This is a genomic window from Pseudomonas sp. WMBT8 (genome assembly GCF_050916005.1).
Taxonomy (GTDB): domain Bacteria; phylum Pseudomonadota; class Gammaproteobacteria; order Pseudomonadales; family Pseudomonadaceae; genus Aquipseudomonas.
On the sequence record NZ_CP188096.1, the window covers coordinates 901,721 to 916,439 of the forward strand.

The 14,719-nt window shown below is 61.3% G+C and carries 14 protein-coding genes; 5 read left to right on the plus strand and 9 right to left on the minus strand.

Translation table 11 applies throughout. The annotated features are described in order from the left end of the window. Nucleotides 1-2: 2 nt before the first annotated feature. The 6 genes from ACO77H_RS03800 to dksA form a co-directional block, all read right to left on the minus strand. Nucleotides 3-1,400: a polynucleotide adenylyltransferase PcnB gene (locus tag ACO77H_RS03800; protein WP_170043563.1), complete on the minus strand. Its 1,398-nt coding sequence runs from the start codon at nucleotides 1,398-1,400 to the stop codon at nucleotides 3-5. 712 nt (nucleotides 1,401-2,112) lie between these two features. Then, on the minus strand, nucleotides 2,113-3,540 hold the full coding sequence (locus tag ACO77H_RS03805) for a sigma-54-dependent transcriptional regulator (protein ID WP_029298946.1): 1,428 nt from the start codon (nucleotides 3,538-3,540) through the stop codon (nucleotides 2,113-2,115). 22 nt (nucleotides 3,541-3,562) lie between these two features. After that, nucleotides 3,563-6,517, minus strand: a complete 2,955-nt coding sequence (locus tag ACO77H_RS03810) for a sensor histidine kinase (protein ID WP_169955066.1) — start codon at nucleotides 6,515-6,517, stop codon at nucleotides 3,563-3,565. Beyond that, the gene (locus tag ACO77H_RS03815) at nucleotides 6,501-6,677 is read right to left on the minus strand and encodes a hypothetical protein (protein WP_003176118.1); all 177 of its coding nucleotides are present in this window, start codon (nucleotides 6,675-6,677) and stop codon (nucleotides 6,501-6,503) included. The genes ACO77H_RS03810 and ACO77H_RS03815 overlap by 17 nt, the downstream gene beginning before the upstream one ends. Nucleotides 6,678-6,739: 62 nt before the next feature. Next, nucleotides 6,740-7,627 (minus strand): tRNA glutamyl-Q(34) synthetase GluQRS, encoded by an 888-nt coding sequence (gluQRS, locus tag ACO77H_RS03820; protein ID WP_432755028.1) that lies wholly within the window; start codon nucleotides 7,625-7,627, stop codon nucleotides 6,740-6,742. An 84-nt stretch (nucleotides 7,628-7,711) separates the two neighbouring features. Beyond that, nucleotides 7,712-8,146: an RNA polymerase-binding protein DksA gene (gene dksA / locus ACO77H_RS03825; protein ID WP_029298940.1), complete on the minus strand. Its 435-nt coding sequence runs from the start codon at nucleotides 8,144-8,146 to the stop codon at nucleotides 7,712-7,714. A gap of 319 nt (nucleotides 8,147-8,465) precedes the next feature. Here dksA and ACO77H_RS03830 point away from each other — a divergent pair, with 319 nt between their 5' ends. After that, complete coding sequence (locus tag ACO77H_RS03830) at nucleotides 8,466-9,638, plus strand: pyridoxal phosphate-dependent aminotransferase (RefSeq protein WP_432755029.1); 1,173 nt, start codon at nucleotides 8,466-8,468, stop codon at nucleotides 9,636-9,638. Next, on the plus strand, nucleotides 9,638-10,351 hold the full coding sequence (gene sfsA / locus ACO77H_RS03835) for a DNA/RNA nuclease SfsA (protein ID WP_170043559.1): 714 nt from the start codon (nucleotides 9,638-9,640) through the stop codon (nucleotides 10,349-10,351). Before ACO77H_RS03830 ends, sfsA begins: the two co-directional genes overlap by 1 nt. Here sfsA and ACO77H_RS03840 read toward each other — a convergent pair. Continuing rightward, nucleotides 10,348-10,665 carry a Rieske (2Fe-2S) protein gene (locus ACO77H_RS03840; protein WP_169955062.1) on the minus strand — a complete coding sequence of 106 codons (318 nt, stop codon included), beginning with the start codon at nucleotides 10,663-10,665 and terminating at the stop codon, nucleotides 10,348-10,350. The two genes, sfsA and ACO77H_RS03840, sit on opposite strands and share 4 nt — an antisense overlap. A 172-nt stretch (nucleotides 10,666-10,837) precedes the next feature. Between ACO77H_RS03840 and ACO77H_RS03845 the strand changes: the two genes are divergently transcribed. From ACO77H_RS03845 to ACO77H_RS03855, 3 genes are read left to right on the plus strand one after another with little or no spacing between them, the layout of a single operon-like run. Then, complete coding sequence (locus ACO77H_RS03845) at nucleotides 10,838-11,716, plus strand: heme/hemin ABC transporter substrate-binding protein (RefSeq protein ID WP_432755030.1); 879 nt, start codon at nucleotides 10,838-10,840, stop codon at nucleotides 11,714-11,716. Between the two features lie 50 nt (nucleotides 11,717-11,766). Beyond that, a complete protein-coding gene (locus ACO77H_RS03850) occupies nucleotides 11,767-12,750 on the plus strand; it encodes an iron chelate uptake ABC transporter family permease subunit (RefSeq protein ID WP_169955148.1) in 984 nt (327 codons plus the stop codon). Beyond that, complete coding sequence (locus tag ACO77H_RS03855) at nucleotides 12,750-13,517, plus strand: heme ABC transporter ATP-binding protein (protein WP_172314679.1); 768 nt, start codon at nucleotides 12,750-12,752, stop codon at nucleotides 13,515-13,517. Before ACO77H_RS03850 ends, ACO77H_RS03855 begins: the two co-directional genes overlap by 1 nt. A 322-nt stretch (nucleotides 13,518-13,839) precedes the next feature. Here the strand turns inward: ACO77H_RS03855 and ACO77H_RS03860 are convergent, their stop codons facing one another. Further along, complete coding sequence (locus ACO77H_RS03860; protein WP_169955059.1) at nucleotides 13,840-14,112, minus strand: TfoX/Sxy family protein; 273 nt, start codon at nucleotides 14,110-14,112, stop codon at nucleotides 13,840-13,842. A 201-nt stretch (nucleotides 14,113-14,313) separates the two neighbouring features. Beyond that, the gene (locus ACO77H_RS03865; protein WP_169955058.1) at nucleotides 14,314-14,658 is read right to left on the minus strand and encodes a pentapeptide repeat-containing protein; all 345 of its coding nucleotides are present in this window, start codon (nucleotides 14,656-14,658) and stop codon (nucleotides 14,314-14,316) included. Between the last annotated feature and the right edge of the window lie 61 nt (nucleotides 14,659-14,719).

Below are 14,719 nucleotides of genomic sequence, written 5' to 3' on the forward strand. Positions count from 1 at the left end.
GCTTATTCGCCCGAGGTATCGGCGGCACTGCGCTTGCGCTTGCTGCCACTGCTGCGGCGGCGCTTTTTCGGCCCCTCGCCCGTGGCTTCGCCTTTACTGCTGAGTTCACGAATCATCTCGCGACGTTCGCTGTCATTGGCGTCCTGATAGTCGGTCCACCATTCGCCCAGGCCATCGGTCTGTTCGCCGGCGCTTTCGCGCAGCAGCAGGAAGTCGTAGCCGGCACGGAAGCGCGGGTTGTCCAGCAGCAGGTCGGCGCGTTTGCCACTGCGACGTGGCAGGCGTTCCTGCATGTCCCAGATCTCGCGGATCGGCATGGTGAAACGCTTGGGGATCGCGATGCGCTGGCACTGTTCGGCGATCAATTCGTGCGCAGCTTCCTGCATTGCCGGAATCGGCGGCATGCCACGGTTCTGCAGGCGCAGTACCCGGGCGGGTAGCGCCGGCCAGAGCAGGGCGGCAAACAGGAACGCCGGGGTCACCGGTTTGTTCTGTTTGATCCGCAGGTCGGTGTTGATCAACGCTTCACTGATCAGCGTGTGGGTGTACGTCGGGTTGTGCTCCAGTGCATCGGCGCTGGCCGGGAACAGTGGGTCGAATAACTGCAGGTCCACCAGCATTTCGAACGTGTCGGCGGCATGCCCGGAAAGGAACAGCTTGAGCACTTCCTCGAACAGGCGCGCCGAGGGAATTTCCCGCAGCATCGGTGCCAGTTCGCGAATCGGCGCGGCTGTGTGTTTCTCAATGCCGAAGTTCAGCTTGGCGGCAAAACGCACGGCCCGCAGCATGCGCACCGGGTCTTCCTGATAGCGCTGCGTGGGGTCGCCGATCAGGCGAATCAGGTGATTGCGAATATCGTGCACGCCGTTGGCGTAATCGAGGATGCGCTCGCTGACTGGATCGTAATAGAGGGCATTGATGGTGAAGTCGCGGCGTTGCGCGTCTTCTTCCAGGGTGCCGTACACATTGTCCCGTAGGATGCGTCCGCTTTCGTTGCGGGAAGACTGGTTGCTGTCTTCCTCTTCATCGTTTTGCGGGTGGCCCGCGCGGAATGTCGCGACCTCGATGATTTCGCGACCAAAGTGGATATGCACCAATTTGAAGCGCCGGCCGATGATCCGCGCGTTGCGAAACTCGGCACGCACTTGTTCAGGCGTGGCGCTGGTGGCGACGTCGAAATCCTTGGGGGTGATGTTGAGCAACATGTCGCGCACGCAACCGCCGACCAGGTAGGCCTGGTAGCCGGCGTTCTGCAGGCGTTCGACGATGTTCACCGCATAACGGCTGAACTGGGCGCGCTGCAGCGAATGTTGATTGCTGTTGAGCACTTCAGGCGTGCTGCGAATGTGTTGCGTACGACGCAAGGGGGAACGGAATGACTGGAACAACTTCTTCAGCATGGGATGCACTGTTTGAAGGAATGTTCGGCCATAACGAAGAATGACCGCATGATGGGCCGGGATTCTAGCATTTAGTCAGGGGATGGTGTAGGAACTAGCTGCAAGCGTTGAGCCAGATGCTTAAAAAAGCCGGCGTGGCGCTCAAATCGCAGAAACTACAAGGGGAGCCGAAGCTCCCCCAGAAAGTAGTTGCGTGCTCTATTTTTATTATTGATTTCGGGCTTCTTGTTTTTGTTGATCGCCCTCGCCATGACATTTCACCTTCATGACACTCCCAATCGGGAGTCAAGAGCAAACGGATTGCTTTGGTCGCTGTGTTGCTATGATCAATGATCCAACCAGTTCAGGCTCTGCCTTAGGGCAGTTTTTGTTGTTCTCGGCCTGGTTGCGGGGCAAGCCCCAAATGCAACGCCTCTCCAAAAGAATCAGTTAGCTGCGCCTCCGCCGTGTTGTTTTTATTGTGCGTGAGTCGATTCGTCTTATTTTTATTGTGTGTTTACGGTGCTTTTTATTGTTCTTGTACTAAGCATATAGCAGGGTGCGTGCCAACTTTTGCGAGCCCCAGCAAAATCAGGGGTTTGACCGGTTCATGGGTGTTTGGCGGGCGAAAAAAAGCCGGGGCTTCGTTACCGTAAGCCCCGGCTTTTTGTTACGTGAATATCTGAGGTAACAGTTTTTTCACGTTTGGGGTGTTACCCAATGTGAGTTGATCTCAGCTTTCGCTGGCAACCCCGGTCTTGCGCCGTGGAATGCCCAGGCGCTGGCGCCGCTCCCACAGGCACTTGCGGCTGACGCCCAGTTTGCGCGCCAGCTCGGTCTCGGTCATATGGTCCTGGTGCTCCAGGACGAAGTGCTGGAAGTAGTCCTCCAGGGACAAGTCTTCTGTGGGCTCGTGGCTGGTGTTACTGCCGCCCTGTTGTGGTGCCAGGCCAATGAAGTCGTCATCGTCCAGGTCGCTTAGTTCGATATCGATGCCCAGCAGCTCAGCGGAGATCTGCGGGCTCTCCGAGAGAATCACTGCGCGTTCCACGGCGTTTTCCAGCTCGCGCACGTTACCTGGCCACGAATAGTGGCGGATGGCCTGTTCGGCGTCGGCCGCAAACGTCAGGTCGGTACGGTTGACCCGCGCGCTCTGGCGCAGCAGGAACGCATTGGCGATCTCGTTGACGTCGGCGCCGCGTTCGCGCAGGGCCGGCAACTTGAGGGCAATCACGTGCAGGCGGTAATAGAGGTCTTCACGGAACTGGCCGATTTTCGCCAGGCTTTTCAGGTCACGGTGAGTCGCGGCGATCAGGCGCACGTCGACTTTTTGCGACTGTACCGAGCCAACCCGGCGAATCTCGCCTTCCTGCAGCACACGCAGTAGGCGGGCCTGGGCTTCCAGGGGCAGTTCACCGATTTCGTCGAGGAACAGCGTGCCGCCGTCCGCCGCTTCTACCAAACCTGCGCGTCCGGCGCTGGCGCCGGTAAAGGCCCCTTTTTCGTGGCCGAACAGTTCGGATTCGATCAAGGATTCGGGGATCGCTGCACAGTTCACCGAGATCATCGGGGCCTTGGCGCGCTTGGACAGGTTGTGCAGGGCGCGGGCCACCAGTTCCTTGCCGGTACCGGACTCGCCCTGGATCAGGACATTGGAGTCAGTGGGCGCCACCTTGCGGATCTTGACGTACAGGTCCTGCATGGGTGGGCAGGAGCCGATGATGCCAATTTCGCCATTGCTGTTGTCGACGCCGGGTTTGTCGCTGGCGGCCTTGCCGGCCGGCCGTTCCGCCGGTGCGCTGCTGGCCGACTGGCGGTCACGCAGGATACGCGCCACCGCCTGGAGCATCTCGTCGTGGTCGAAAGGCTTGGCGATGTAGTCCACCGCGCCCATCTTCATCGAGTCGACGGCCGAGCGCAGGCTGGCATAGCTGGTCATGATCAGCACCGGCGTGCCCTGGCCCAGCTTGATCAGTTCGGTGCCCGGTGCGCCAGGCAGGCGCAGGTCACTGACGATCAGGTCGAATGTGGGAATGCTGAAACGCTCCTGGGCTTCCTGCACCGAGCCGGCTTCGCTGACCTGGTACTGATTACGTTCAAGCAGGCGACGCAAGGCAGAGCGGATAATGGTTTCGTCTTCGACGATCAAAATGTGCGGCATTGATTCAATTCTCTCGACGGTCTCAGTTCACAGCGGACGTCGCTTCGACATGACGCGGCAAGGTCACCCGAATACGGGTGCCGCGTTGGCTTTCGGTGTCAGCCGGGCTGTCGATGGTGATTTGTCCATAATGCTCTTCAACGATGGAATAGACCAGTGCAAGGCCCAGACCGGTACCTTCACCCGGATCCTTGGTGGTGAAGAAGGGTTCGAACAATCGGTCCATGATGTTCTGTGGAATACCGCTGCCTTCGTCTTCGACGATCAGGTCGACCGTGTGCTCGAAAGCCTCGCTCTTGACCCTTACCGCACTGCCGGCGGGGGTCGCGTCGCGGGCGTTGGACAGCAGGTTGATCAGCACCTGGGCCAGGCGTTGTGAGTCGCCCACCACCCAGTGTTCCGGGTCGCACAAGTTATAGAACTGTACTTCGAAATTGCGCCGGTTCAAGGCCAGCAGCCCAATGGCATCCTGGGCGACTTCGGCCAGGCACACCGCTTCGTCATGATTCTGGTGGCCGCCGGCGTGGGCAAAGCTCATCAGCGATTGCACGATGCGTGAGACACGCTTGGTCTGCTCGAGGATCTGCCCGCTGATCTCGGTGATTTCGTCGTCTTCTTCGCGCTCCTCGCGCAGGTTCTGCGCCAGGCACGCGATACCGGTGATCGGATTGCCGATCTCGTGGGCCACGCCGGCCGCCAGGCGGCCGATACTGGCCAGGCGCTCGGAGTGCACCAGCTTGTCTTCGAGCATCTGGGTTTCGGTCAGGTCTTCGACCAGCAACACCAGGCCGCTGTTACCGGGGGCCAGGGGCTCGTCGATCGCTGCCTTGTGCAGGTTCAGCCAGCGGGTCTGGCCGTCGAGGGCCAGGTGCTGTTTGTGCAAGTGCTCGTCTGGCAGGTTGATAAAACCCTGCAACAATTCTTTCCACGGATCGGCGATGGTGGTCAGGCGCGAGCCCACCACGCGCTGGGCGGCGATGCCGGTCAGCTCCTCCATGGCCTTGTTCCACATCAGGATCTCCTGGTCCTTGGCCAGGGAGCACACGCCCATGGGCAGTTCCTGCAAGGTCTGGCGGTGGTAGCGGCGTAGGGCGTCGAGTTCGGCGGCAAGGCCGGTGAGGCGCGAGTGGTAGTCCTCCAGCCGGCTCTCGATAAAGTGGATGTCTTCGGTGACATAGTTCTCGCCGCCGGCCTTGTACGGCAGGAAGGTCTCGACCATGTCCTGGGACACGCTGGGGCCCATCAACCCGGACAGGTTGGCCTCGATACGGTCGCGCAGGCGGCGCAGGGCGTAGGGACGGCGCTCGTCGAACGGCAGGTACAGATCGCGCAGCGCCTGCTCCACTTCCTTTTGCGCGGCCTTGGCACCCAGGGGCTTGGCCAGTTGCGTGGCAAACTCCTGGGGCGAGGCGGCATGCAGTTCGCGGCGTTGCGGACGGCGCACGTTATCCACCGCGCACGCCTCGGCGGCGCTGGTTTCTTCGGGGCTGGCGTTGGTGAACAGGGAAATCAGGGTGAACATCAGCACGTTGGCCGCCAGCGACGCGATCGCTGCCATGTGCCAACTGGTGTCGTCGAGCACGTAGATCATGTTCAGCAGCGGGATATAGAAACCCTGCAGATTACCGACCAGCGGCAGCAGCATGGTCACCAGCCATACCAGGATCCCCGCCAGCAACCCGGCGATAAACCCACGCCGATTGGCTGTCGGCCAGTACAGCACCGACAAAACCCCCGGCAAGAACTGCAAGGTGGCGACGAAGGCCACAATGCCCAGGTTGGCCAGGTCTTGCTCGGCCGCCATCAACAGGTAGAAACCATAGCCGGCCATGATGATCGCTACGATCAGCGCCCGGCGTGTCCATTTCAGCCAGCGGTAGATATTGCCTTCGGCGGGCGGCTGGTACAGCGGCAGCACCAGGTGGTTGAGGGCCATGCCCGACAGCGCCAGGGTGGTGACAATGATCAAGCCGCTGGCCGCCGACAAACCGCCGACATAGGCCAGCAAGGCCAGGGATTTACTGTTGGCGGCGATGCCGATACCCAGGGTGAAGTATTCCGGGTTGGTGGTGGCCCCCAGTTTCAGGCCGGCCCAGAGGATCAGCGGCACTGCCAGGCTCATCAGCAACAGGAACAGCGGCAGGCCCCAACTGGCGCTGACCAGCGAGCGCGGGTTGAGGTTCTCGGTAAAGGTCATGTGGTACATGTGCGGCATGACGATGGCGGAGGCAAAGAACACCAGCAACAGCGTGCGCCATGGGCCTTCTTGCAGCGGAGTGTGCAGGGCGGCGAGGGCGGTCTGGTTTTGCAGCAGCCACAGCTCCAGTTGTTGCGGACCGTCGAACACGCCGTACAGTGCATAGAGGCCGACGCCACCGATGGCGATCAGCTTGATCACCGACTCGAAGGCAATTGCAAACACCAGGCCTTCGTGCTTTTCCCGGGTGGCGATATGCCGCGAGCCGAAAAAAATCGTGAACAAAGTGATCAGCGCACAAAAGCTCAGGGCCACCCGATGCTGTACCGGCTCATGGGTGAGAATGCCGATGGAATCGGCCACGGCCTGGATTTGCAGGGCCAGTAGCGGCAGCACGCCGATCAGCATGAAAATCGTGGTCAGCGCGCCGGCCCAGGTGCTGCGAAAGCGGAAGGCAAACAGGTCGGCCAGCGACGACAGCTGGTAGGTGCGGGTGATTTTCAGGATCGGGTACAGCAGCACCGGCGCCAGCAGGAAGGCCCCGGATACCCCGAGGTAGCTGGAAAGAAACCCATAACCGTATTGGTAGGCCAGGCCCACCGTGCCATAGAACGCCCAGGCGCTGGCATAGACGCCCAGGGATAAGGTGTAGGTCAACGGGTGGCGAATGATCGCCCGCGGGATCATCCCGCGCTCACTGATCCAGGCCACCCCGAACAGCGCGGCCAGGTAGGCGGCGCTGATCAGCAGCATCTGGGTCAGGCTAAAGCTCATCGGCATCTTTTTGGCTCTGCAGGATGAAGGTCACGACGATCAGGATCAGCCACAGCAGATAGGGGCGATACCAGGCGCCCGTGGCGTCGATCCACCAGTCCATGATGGCGGGAGAAAACAGGTAGATCCCGACGACCAGCAGCAGGACCAATCGATAGATGTACATGTTGGCCTCTGATTGAAAAACTGCGGCGATGTTAACGGATGGCTGGCAGGCTGCAAGCGCCTTCAGCGCAATTGCGCTTCGGCCAGGGTCAGTGTGCGCGGGATCCGGCTGGCATCCCAGTGCTGGATGCCCCAATCGAGCAGTTCCCGTGGGCTGGCGTAGAGCAGTTCATCCCCCGGCATCTGGCCGAGGGCGCGCAGGGCCCTTAAGAGCAAAGGTGTGGCCTGGTCGGGCATTAGCGGTGGGGAGCGGTAGGATTTGCCCAGCTTGTTGCCGTCCGGCTGGATGATCAGCGGCACATGCAGGTAGCGCGGCTGGCGCAGGCCCAGCAGCTCTTGCAGGTACAGCTGGCGTGGCGTGGAGTCCAGCAGGTCGGCGCCGCGCACGATATCGGTGACACCTTGCCAGGCATCGTCGAGCACCACGGCCAGTTGGTAGGCATACAGGCCGTCGCGACGGCGGATGATGAAGTCGCCGACATCGCGGCCCAGGTGTTGTCGGAACTCGCCCTGTACACGGTCAGTAAAATGGTATTCCAACTCGGGAACCCGTAGGCGAATGGCGGCATCCTGCTGGTCGTGGCCGGCGTTGCGGCAGAGGCCAGGGTAAATGCCGTTATACGGTTCCAGTTGCTTGCGTGAACAGGTGCAGGCGTAGGCCAGGCCATGATTGAACATATCGTTCAGGACTTTGGCGTAGACATCATGCCGCTCGCTTTGTCGGACCAGTTCGCCGTCCCATTCAAAACCATAGCTTTCCAGGGCATGCAGGATCGCCGCCTGGGCGCCGGGCTCTTCACGGGGTGGGTCGAGGTCTTCCATGCGCATCAGCCAGCGGCCTTGATTGGCGCGGGCGTCGAGATAGGAAGCGAGGGCTGCAACCAGGGAGCCGAAGTGCAAATGGCCGCTGGGCGTGGGGGCGAAACGCCCGATATAGGGAGAGGCTGTCATGGCCTGGATATTACTGGAAAACCGCCAAACTCCAGAAACAAAAATGGGGCGTTTGCACGCCCCATTCGTCCAGCCCGGCAGGGATTACTTGCCGACCTGTTTTTCCTTGATTTCGGCCAAGGTCTTGCAGTCTACGCACATGTCTGCAGTAGGACGGGCTTCCAGGCGACGAATACCAATCTCGACGCCGCAGGATTCGCACCAGCCATATTCTTCGTCTTCGATCAGTTGCAACGTCTTGTCGATTTTCTTGATCAGCTTGCGCTCGCGATCACGGGCGCGCAGTTCAAGGCTGAACTCTTCTTCCTGGCTGGCACGGTCGGCCGGGTCAGGGAAGTTGGCTGCTTCGTCCTTCATATGGTCAACGGTACGGTCGACCTCCTGCATCAAGTCCTGTTTCCATTTTTGCAGGATCTTGGTGAAGTGCTTGCGCATGGGCTCGCCCATGTACTCCTCACCCTTCGTCTCGATATAGGGTTCGAAGCCGCTGATGCTCTGTTGCTTTGCTTGGGTGGACATGAATAGACCGCCTCTCACTCTTCTAATCCATTGCGCAGGATTGCAACATCACCGACACCTGCCGGCCCTGCGGCTGCAAGCGGGCGAACTTACCAGATAGATTCGGGGTGCGCCACTCCCGGTTGTCGAGGCCCGTCGCGCCGGGGTTGCAAACTGCTGCGACCCGCCGTGGCCGGGCATACACCGTCTGGAATGATGATTTTAGTCTTTTTGCAGGCGCTTGCCCGGCTCATCACGCCAGCCGGGCAGGCAATAGAACATGTTTTACCTCGCGGGTTCGGTAGAATCCCGATTTTGTCCTCATTGTTAAGGAAGGCTAATGGCTCAGCCCTACAGTGCTCGCAGTCGTGCTATCGAACCTTTTCATGTCATGGCGTTGCTGGCGCGGGCCAATGAGCTGCAGGCCGCTGGCCATGATGTGATTCACCTGGAGATCGGCGAGCCGGACTTCACCACCGCCGAGCCGATCATCCAGGCCGGCCAGGCCGCACTGGCCAACGGCAAGACCCGCTACACCGCCGCCCGTGGCCTGCCGGAATTGCGCGAGGCCATCAGTGGTTTCTACCAGCAGCGTTATGACTTGAGCATCGACCCCGAACGCATCCTGATCACACCGGGCGGCTCCGGGGCCTTGCTCCTGGCCAGCAGCCTGCTGGTGGATCCCGGCAAACATTGGTTGCTCGCGGACCCAGGCTACCCCTGTAACCGGCATTTCCTACGGTTGGTGGAGGGTGCGGCGCAACTGGTGCCGGTCGGCCCCGAGGTGCGTTACCAACTGACCGCCGACCTGGTGGAGCGCTATTGGGACCAGGACAGCGTGGGGGCGTTGGTCGCCTCGCCGGCCAACCCGACCGGGACCATTCTGACCCGTGATGAACTGGCCGGCCTGTCCAGGGCGATCAAGGCCCGCAATGGCCATCTGGTGGTGGATGAGATCTATCACGGCCTGACCTATGGCACTGACGCGGCCAGCGTGCTGGAAGTGGATGACGAGGCGTTTGTCCTAAACAGTTTTTCAAAGTATTTCGGCATGACCGGTTGGCGCCTCGGCTGGCTGGTGGCGCCCCCCGCTGCGGTGGGTGAGCTGGAGAAGCTGGCGCAAAACCTGTACATCAGCGCACCGAGCATGGCCCAGCATGCGGCATTGGCCTGTTTTACCCCGCAGACCCTGGAGATCCTTGAAGAACGACGGGCCGAGTTCGGGCGCCGGCGTGACTTTTTGCTGCCGGCCCTGCGTGAGCTGGGGTTCGGTATCGCAGTCGAGCCTGAGGGGGCGTTTTACCTGTATGCCGATATCAGCGCCTTTGGTGGCGATGCCTTCGCGTTTTGCCGGCACTTTCTTGAAACCGAGCACGTGGCATTCACGCCAGGGTTGGATTTCGGTCGCTTCAAGGCGGGTCATCATGTGCGTTTTGCCTACACACAAAACCTCGATCGCCTACAGGAAGCAGTGGAACGCATTGCCCGTGGCTTGCGGAGCTGGCAAGGCTGATGCGCTTTCATCCTCCCCTCGAAGAAGGTCGGCTGATTCGCCGCTACAAGCGTTTTCTGGCCGATATCGAAACCGTTACCGGCGAGTTGCTGACCATTCACTGCCCCAACACCGGCTCAATGTTCAACTGCATGATCGAGGGCGGGCCGGTCTGGTTCAGCCGCTCCAACGACCCCAAGCGCAAGCTGCCGGGCACCTGGGAGATCGCGCAGACCCCACAGGGCCGTCTGGCGTGCGTCAACACCGCGCGAGCCAACCCGTTGGTTGAAGAGGCGCTGAATGCCGGGGTGATCACTGAGCTCAACGGCTTTACCGCGTTAAAGCGTGAAGTGCCCTACGGCCAGGAGAAAAGCCGGATCGACTTTCGCCTGGACTACCCCGACGGCGCGGCCTATGTCGAAGTCAAAAGTGTCACCCTGGGGTTTGACGGCACGCCTATCGCGGCGTTTCCCGATGCAGTGACCCAGCGTGGTGCCAAGCATTTACGGGAGTTGGCGCACTTGGCCCGTAACGGTGTACGAGCCGTACAGTTGTACTGTGTGAATGTGTCCGGCATCGATGGCGTAAGGCCGGCCGAGGAGATCGATCCCGGGTATGCCGCTGCACTGCGTGAAGCCAAGTCCGCTGGGGTGCAGGTCCTGGCCTATGGCGTGAATGTCAGTGCACAGCAAATCTGCATTGATCGCCCTTTGCCCGTGCTGCTCAACGACTAGAGTTGCACCCACAGCCCCTGTGCGTCTTCGCGGCCGGGCAGAGGCGTCAGGCTTTGGCCTGCGCAGGGGCCGGCCACGCATTCGCCGCTTTCGATCAGAAATAACGCGCCGTGGGTGGCGCATTGGATCATGCTCGCGCTGGGGTCGAGAAACCGGTCAGGTTGCCATTCCAGTGGTACGCCGCGATGGGGGCAGCGGTTGATATAGAAATACACTCGGCCTTCGCGGCGCACGGCCAATAACTTGCGGCCATCGATATCGAAGCCGCGGCTGCTGTCTGGGGCCAGTTCGTGGGAGGAGCACAGAAACTTCATAGGTGTTCTCAGGTGGCGCGGGTCAAGGGCTGTGGCGCAATCCGGGGTTTACGGGTGAGCCCGGTGCTTGACGTTCAAATGCAAACAATTATCAAATGCTGGCTTCGCCCGTCAGCTGACTGCGTGCTCAGTACGATGCCAGACGGCCTCACCCTTGGAAGGAAACCCTTTTATGCGCCTGAGTGCCAGCGCTATTGCGCTTGTTGTCGGACTGCTGGTCAACCACGTGGCGCAAGCTGCTGAGCTGCCTCAACGCTGGGTCAGCGCCGGGGGCGCGTTGTCGGAGTGGGTGACGGCCCTGGGCGGAGAGTCGAAGCTGGTGGGCGTCGATACTACCAGCCAGCATCCGCAGTCGCTCAAGGCGCTGCCCAGTATCGGTTACCAGCGCCAGCTGTCCGCCGAAGGGATCTTGAGCCTGCGCCCGCAGATCCTGGTGGGCACCGAGGAAATGGGGCCACCACCGGTGCTGGCGCAGATTCGCAATGCCGGGGTGCAAGTGGAACTGTTCTCCGCGCAGCCGGACCTGCCGACCCTGCAAGGCAGCCTGCAGCACCTGGGCAAGCTGCTGGGAGCTGAAGACAAGGCCGCGGCACTGTTCAATGCTTATCAACAGCAACTAAACCTGCAAAAAGCGGCCGTGACCCAGGCGCAAACCCGGCAAAAGGCCCCTGGCGTGCTACTGGTGCTCGGGCATGCCGGTGGCAAGCCGCTGATTGCCGGCAAGGACACCGCCGCCGACTGGGTGCTGCAACAGGCCGGCGGGCACAACCTGGCGACGCACAGCGGCTATAAGCCATTTTCGGTTGAGTCGCTGGCGGGGTTGAGTCCTGAAGTGCTGGTGTTCTCTGACCGCGCCCTGAGTGGCGAGGCGGCCCGTGCGGCGTTGTTCAAGGAAAACCCGATTCTGGCGAACACCTCGGCGGCCAAGACCGGCCGGGTGTTTGAGTTGGATCCCACCTTGTTGGTCGGCGGCCTGGGCCCACGCTTGCCGGCCAGCCTGCAAATCCTGTCCGCCGGGTTCTATCCCGTTAAAGCCCAAGCCGCCCCATGACCACTCTGATTAAACCGCGCACCCTGTTTATCGGCTTGAGCCTGTTGTGTGTGTTGGCGACCTGGCTGTCCCTGGCCCTGGGGCCGGTCAGCCTGCCGTTGCTCGACACTCTGCGCGCTGCCTTGCGCCTGCTTGGCGTGCCTATCGAGGCCCAGGGCCTGGAGCAGGCTGAGCTGATTCTGGGGCAGATCCGTTTGCCGCGCACTTTGCTGGGGCTGGCGGTTGGCGGGGTGCTGGCGCTGTCGGGGGTGGCCATGCAGGGGCTGTTTCGCAACCCGTTGGCCGACCCCGGGTTGGTCGGTGTGTCCAGTGGCGCTGCGCTGGGGGCGGCGGTGGCCATCGTCGGCGGCGCGGCCTTTGGTGGCCTGCCGGACGCCGTGGCGCCGTATCTGCTGTCGCTGTGTGCATTTCTGGGTGGCTTGGGCGTGACCGCGCTGGTCTATCGCCTGGGGCGGCGCGATGGGCAGACCAATGTCGCAACCATGTTGTTGGCCGGTATCGCCCTGACCGCGCTGGCGGCCTCGGCGGTGGGCCTGTTCACCTACCTGGCCGATGACGCTACCTTGCGCACCCTGACGTTCTGGAACCTTGGCAGCCTGAACGGTGCCAGCTACTCGCGACTGTGGCCATTGCTGCTGGTCAGTGCCGGTGTGGCGCTGTGGCTGCCGCGCCGGGCCAAGGCGCTCAATGCCTTGCTACTGGGAGAATCGGAAGCCAGTCACCTGGGGATCAATGTCGAGGGGCTCAAGCGCGAGCTGGTGTTTTGCACGGCGCTCGGGGTTGGTGCGGCGGTCGCCGCTGCGGGGCTGATCGGTTTTGTCGGGCTGGTGGTGCCACATCTGGTGCGGCTGCTGGCGGGGCCGGATCATCGTGTGCTCCTGCCGGCCTCGGTGCTGGCGGGCGCGAGCCTGTTGTTATTCGCCGACCTGGTGGCCCGCCTGGCCCTGGCGCCGGCGGAGTTGCCCATTGGTATTGTTACTGCCTTTATCGGTGCTCCGTTTTTTCTATACCTGCTGTTGCGAGGACGCGCCTGATGCTGCGAGTGGACAACCTGCAGATCCGCCGCGGTCGCAAAACCGTGTTGGCCGACGTGACCCTGGACTTGAAACCCGGTGAAGTTCTGGGTGTGCTCGGCCCCAATGGCGCCGGCAAAAGCACGTTGCTGGGCGCGTTGTGTGCGCAATTGCATCCGGATGAAGGGCAGGTTTGGCTGGACGACCGCGAGCTCAAGGATTGGCAGGGCGCGCAACGGGCGCAGCGCCTGGCGGTGCTGCCCCAGGTGTCGACCCTGGATTTCGCGTTTCGCGTCGAGGAAGTGGTGGGCATGGGGCGCTTGCCCCATCAGACCGGGCGGGTACGCGACGATGAAATCATCGAAGCCGCCTTGCAGGCCGCCGACGTGGGCCACCTGAGCGGACGCAGCTACCTGGCGTTGTCCGGCGGCGAACGCCAGCGCGTGCACCTGGCGCGGGTGCTGGCGCAACTCTGGCCGGGCGAGGCGGGGCAGACCCTATTGCTGGACGAGCCGACCTCGATGCTCGACCCATTGCACCAGCACACCACCTTGCAGGCCATCCGCAGCTTTGCCGACCGTGGCGCGGCCGTGCTGGTGATTCTTCACGACCTCAATCTGGCGGCGCGCTACTGCGATCGCATCCTGCTGCTGGAGAACGGTCGCCCCCACGCCCTGGACACACCGGTGCAGGTGTTGCGACCGGAGTTGCTCAAGGCGGTGTTCGGCCTGGATGTACTGGTGCAGCCCCATCCTGAGCTGGGTCATCCCTTGATCATCGCCCGCTGAACCCTATCTCTGTAGGAGCCGGCTTGCCGGCGATAGCGGTGTATCAAGGCCCAGCACCTTCGCCGGCAAGCCTGCTACAGGGTGATATAAAACCCAGGCAAAAAAAGACCCGGCAAGAGCCGGGTCAAATAACCGTGATTAGCCTGATGAGGAGATAATCTGAGAGTCCGAACCAATGGTCTTTCAGTTATCGGCTGATCTCGCGACCAGTTGTGATAATCATAACGATTCTCATTTGAGAGTCAACACTTGTTTTTGCACCCATGGGGATTTTTCTCAAACGTCTGTTTGGAACCCCGCAAACATTGGGTTTTCACCTGTTTCAGTTCTTGTTCCGTATCGACAGCGCTTCCAGTTGGCGATTCAAGGCTTCCTTGCGCTCGGTTGGAATATCGTTCCAATGCACATCCATCAATGCGCCTTCGATGGCATACAGCAGGACTTTGGATGCCCGGAAACCACGGGTGCGTACCGCCCGGTAGGCGTCCACCGCGCCCAGGCGACGCAGGTCCGAAGCGCTATGGATGCCCACCGCATGCAGCCATTGCGCCGAGGTCTTGCCAAGGTTTTTCAGGTGTTGCAGCTCATCATTCATCAAGCCTCCTTGCGACGGCCGAATGGTTCGGTGGGTATCGTGACCAGGCAAGCCTGAAAGGAGTGTAGCGCTCAGTAGGAAAAGCGTAGTTCTTTGCTCAGAAACGACGTAAACGCTTCTAAGGCTGGCGCTGGAATCTTGACGGTGACAGGCGCAGGCCCCCAGCTCGCGTTGCGCTCAGCTGGGGATAAAGGTGTTCGGTCAGCGGGTGCGATAGCGCAGGCGCGTGCCGAAATTGACCGACATTAGGATCTCGTCAGCGCTCAGTTCGGCTGGGAAGTAAGTGCCCGAGATCTGCGCATGGGCCAGGCTGGCGCCTTCCAGCGGGCAGCCCCGCAGGTCCAGGCCACGCAAGTCGGCCGAGCGGAAGTAGGCGTCGGTAAAGTCCACGCCCTCGGCGTCCAGGTGGCGCAGGTCCAGACCACGGAAGTCGCCGCCGCGCATATCAATCGGACCATCCTTGGGGCGTTCCTGATTGAAACCCCGGATGTCATCTTTATGCAGCAGCGCGTAGAGCGGTGTATCAAGCAGCTTCGGCTGGCCCATGGCGGCAACTCCTGTTGGACTTATAATGCCATTATAGTGCCACTATTTGCGGCCGTGAGCT

What these genes read in the sequence shown, in the direction of transcription:
- ACO77H_RS03860 (WP_169955059.1), bottom strand. Translation starts at nt 14,112, where the DNA reads ATGAATGATGAGCTGCAACACCTGAAAAACCTTGGCAAGACCTCGGCG.
- ACO77H_RS03855 (WP_172314679.1), top strand. Translation starts at nt 12,750, where the DNA reads ATGCTGCGAGTGGACAACCTGCAGATCCGCCGCGGTCGCAAAACCGTG.
- ACO77H_RS03810 (WP_169955066.1), bottom strand. Translation starts at nt 6,517, where the DNA reads ATGCCGATGAGCTTTAGCCTGACCCAGATGCTGCTGATCAGCGCCGCC.
- sfsA (WP_170043559.1), top strand. Translation starts at nt 9,638, where the DNA reads ATGCGCTTTCATCCTCCCCTCGAAGAAGGTCGGCTGATTCGCCGCTAC.
- dksA (WP_029298940.1), bottom strand. Translation starts at nt 8,146, where the DNA reads ATGTCCACCCAAGCAAAGCAACAGAGCATCAGCGGCTTCGAACCCTAT.
- ACO77H_RS03840 (WP_169955062.1), bottom strand. Translation starts at nt 10,665, where the DNA reads ATGAAGTTTCTGTGCTCCTCCCACGAACTGGCCCCAGACAGCAGCCGC.
- ACO77H_RS03805 (WP_029298946.1), bottom strand. Translation starts at nt 3,540, where the DNA reads ATGCCGCACATTTTGATCGTCGAAGACGAAACCATTATCCGCTCTGCC.
- ACO77H_RS03815 (WP_003176118.1), bottom strand. Translation starts at nt 6,677, where the DNA reads ATGTACATCTATCGATTGGTCCTGCTGCTGGTCGTCGGGATCTACCTG.
- ACO77H_RS03800 (WP_170043563.1), bottom strand. Translation starts at nt 1,400, where the DNA reads ATGCTGAAGAAGTTGTTCCAGTCATTCCGTTCCCCCTTGCGTCGTACG.
- ACO77H_RS03865 (WP_169955058.1), bottom strand. Translation starts at nt 14,658, where the DNA reads ATGGGCCAGCCGAAGCTGCTTGATACACCGCTCTACGCGCTGCTGCAT.
- ACO77H_RS03845 (WP_432755030.1), top strand. Translation starts at nt 10,838, where the DNA reads ATGCGCCTGAGTGCCAGCGCTATTGCGCTTGTTGTCGGACTGCTGGTC.
- ACO77H_RS03830 (WP_432755029.1), top strand. Translation starts at nt 8,466, where the DNA reads ATGGCTCAGCCCTACAGTGCTCGCAGTCGTGCTATCGAACCTTTTCAT.
- gluQRS (WP_432755028.1), bottom strand. Translation starts at nt 7,627, where the DNA reads ATGACAGCCTCTCCCTATATCGGGCGTTTCGCCCCCACGCCCAGCGGC.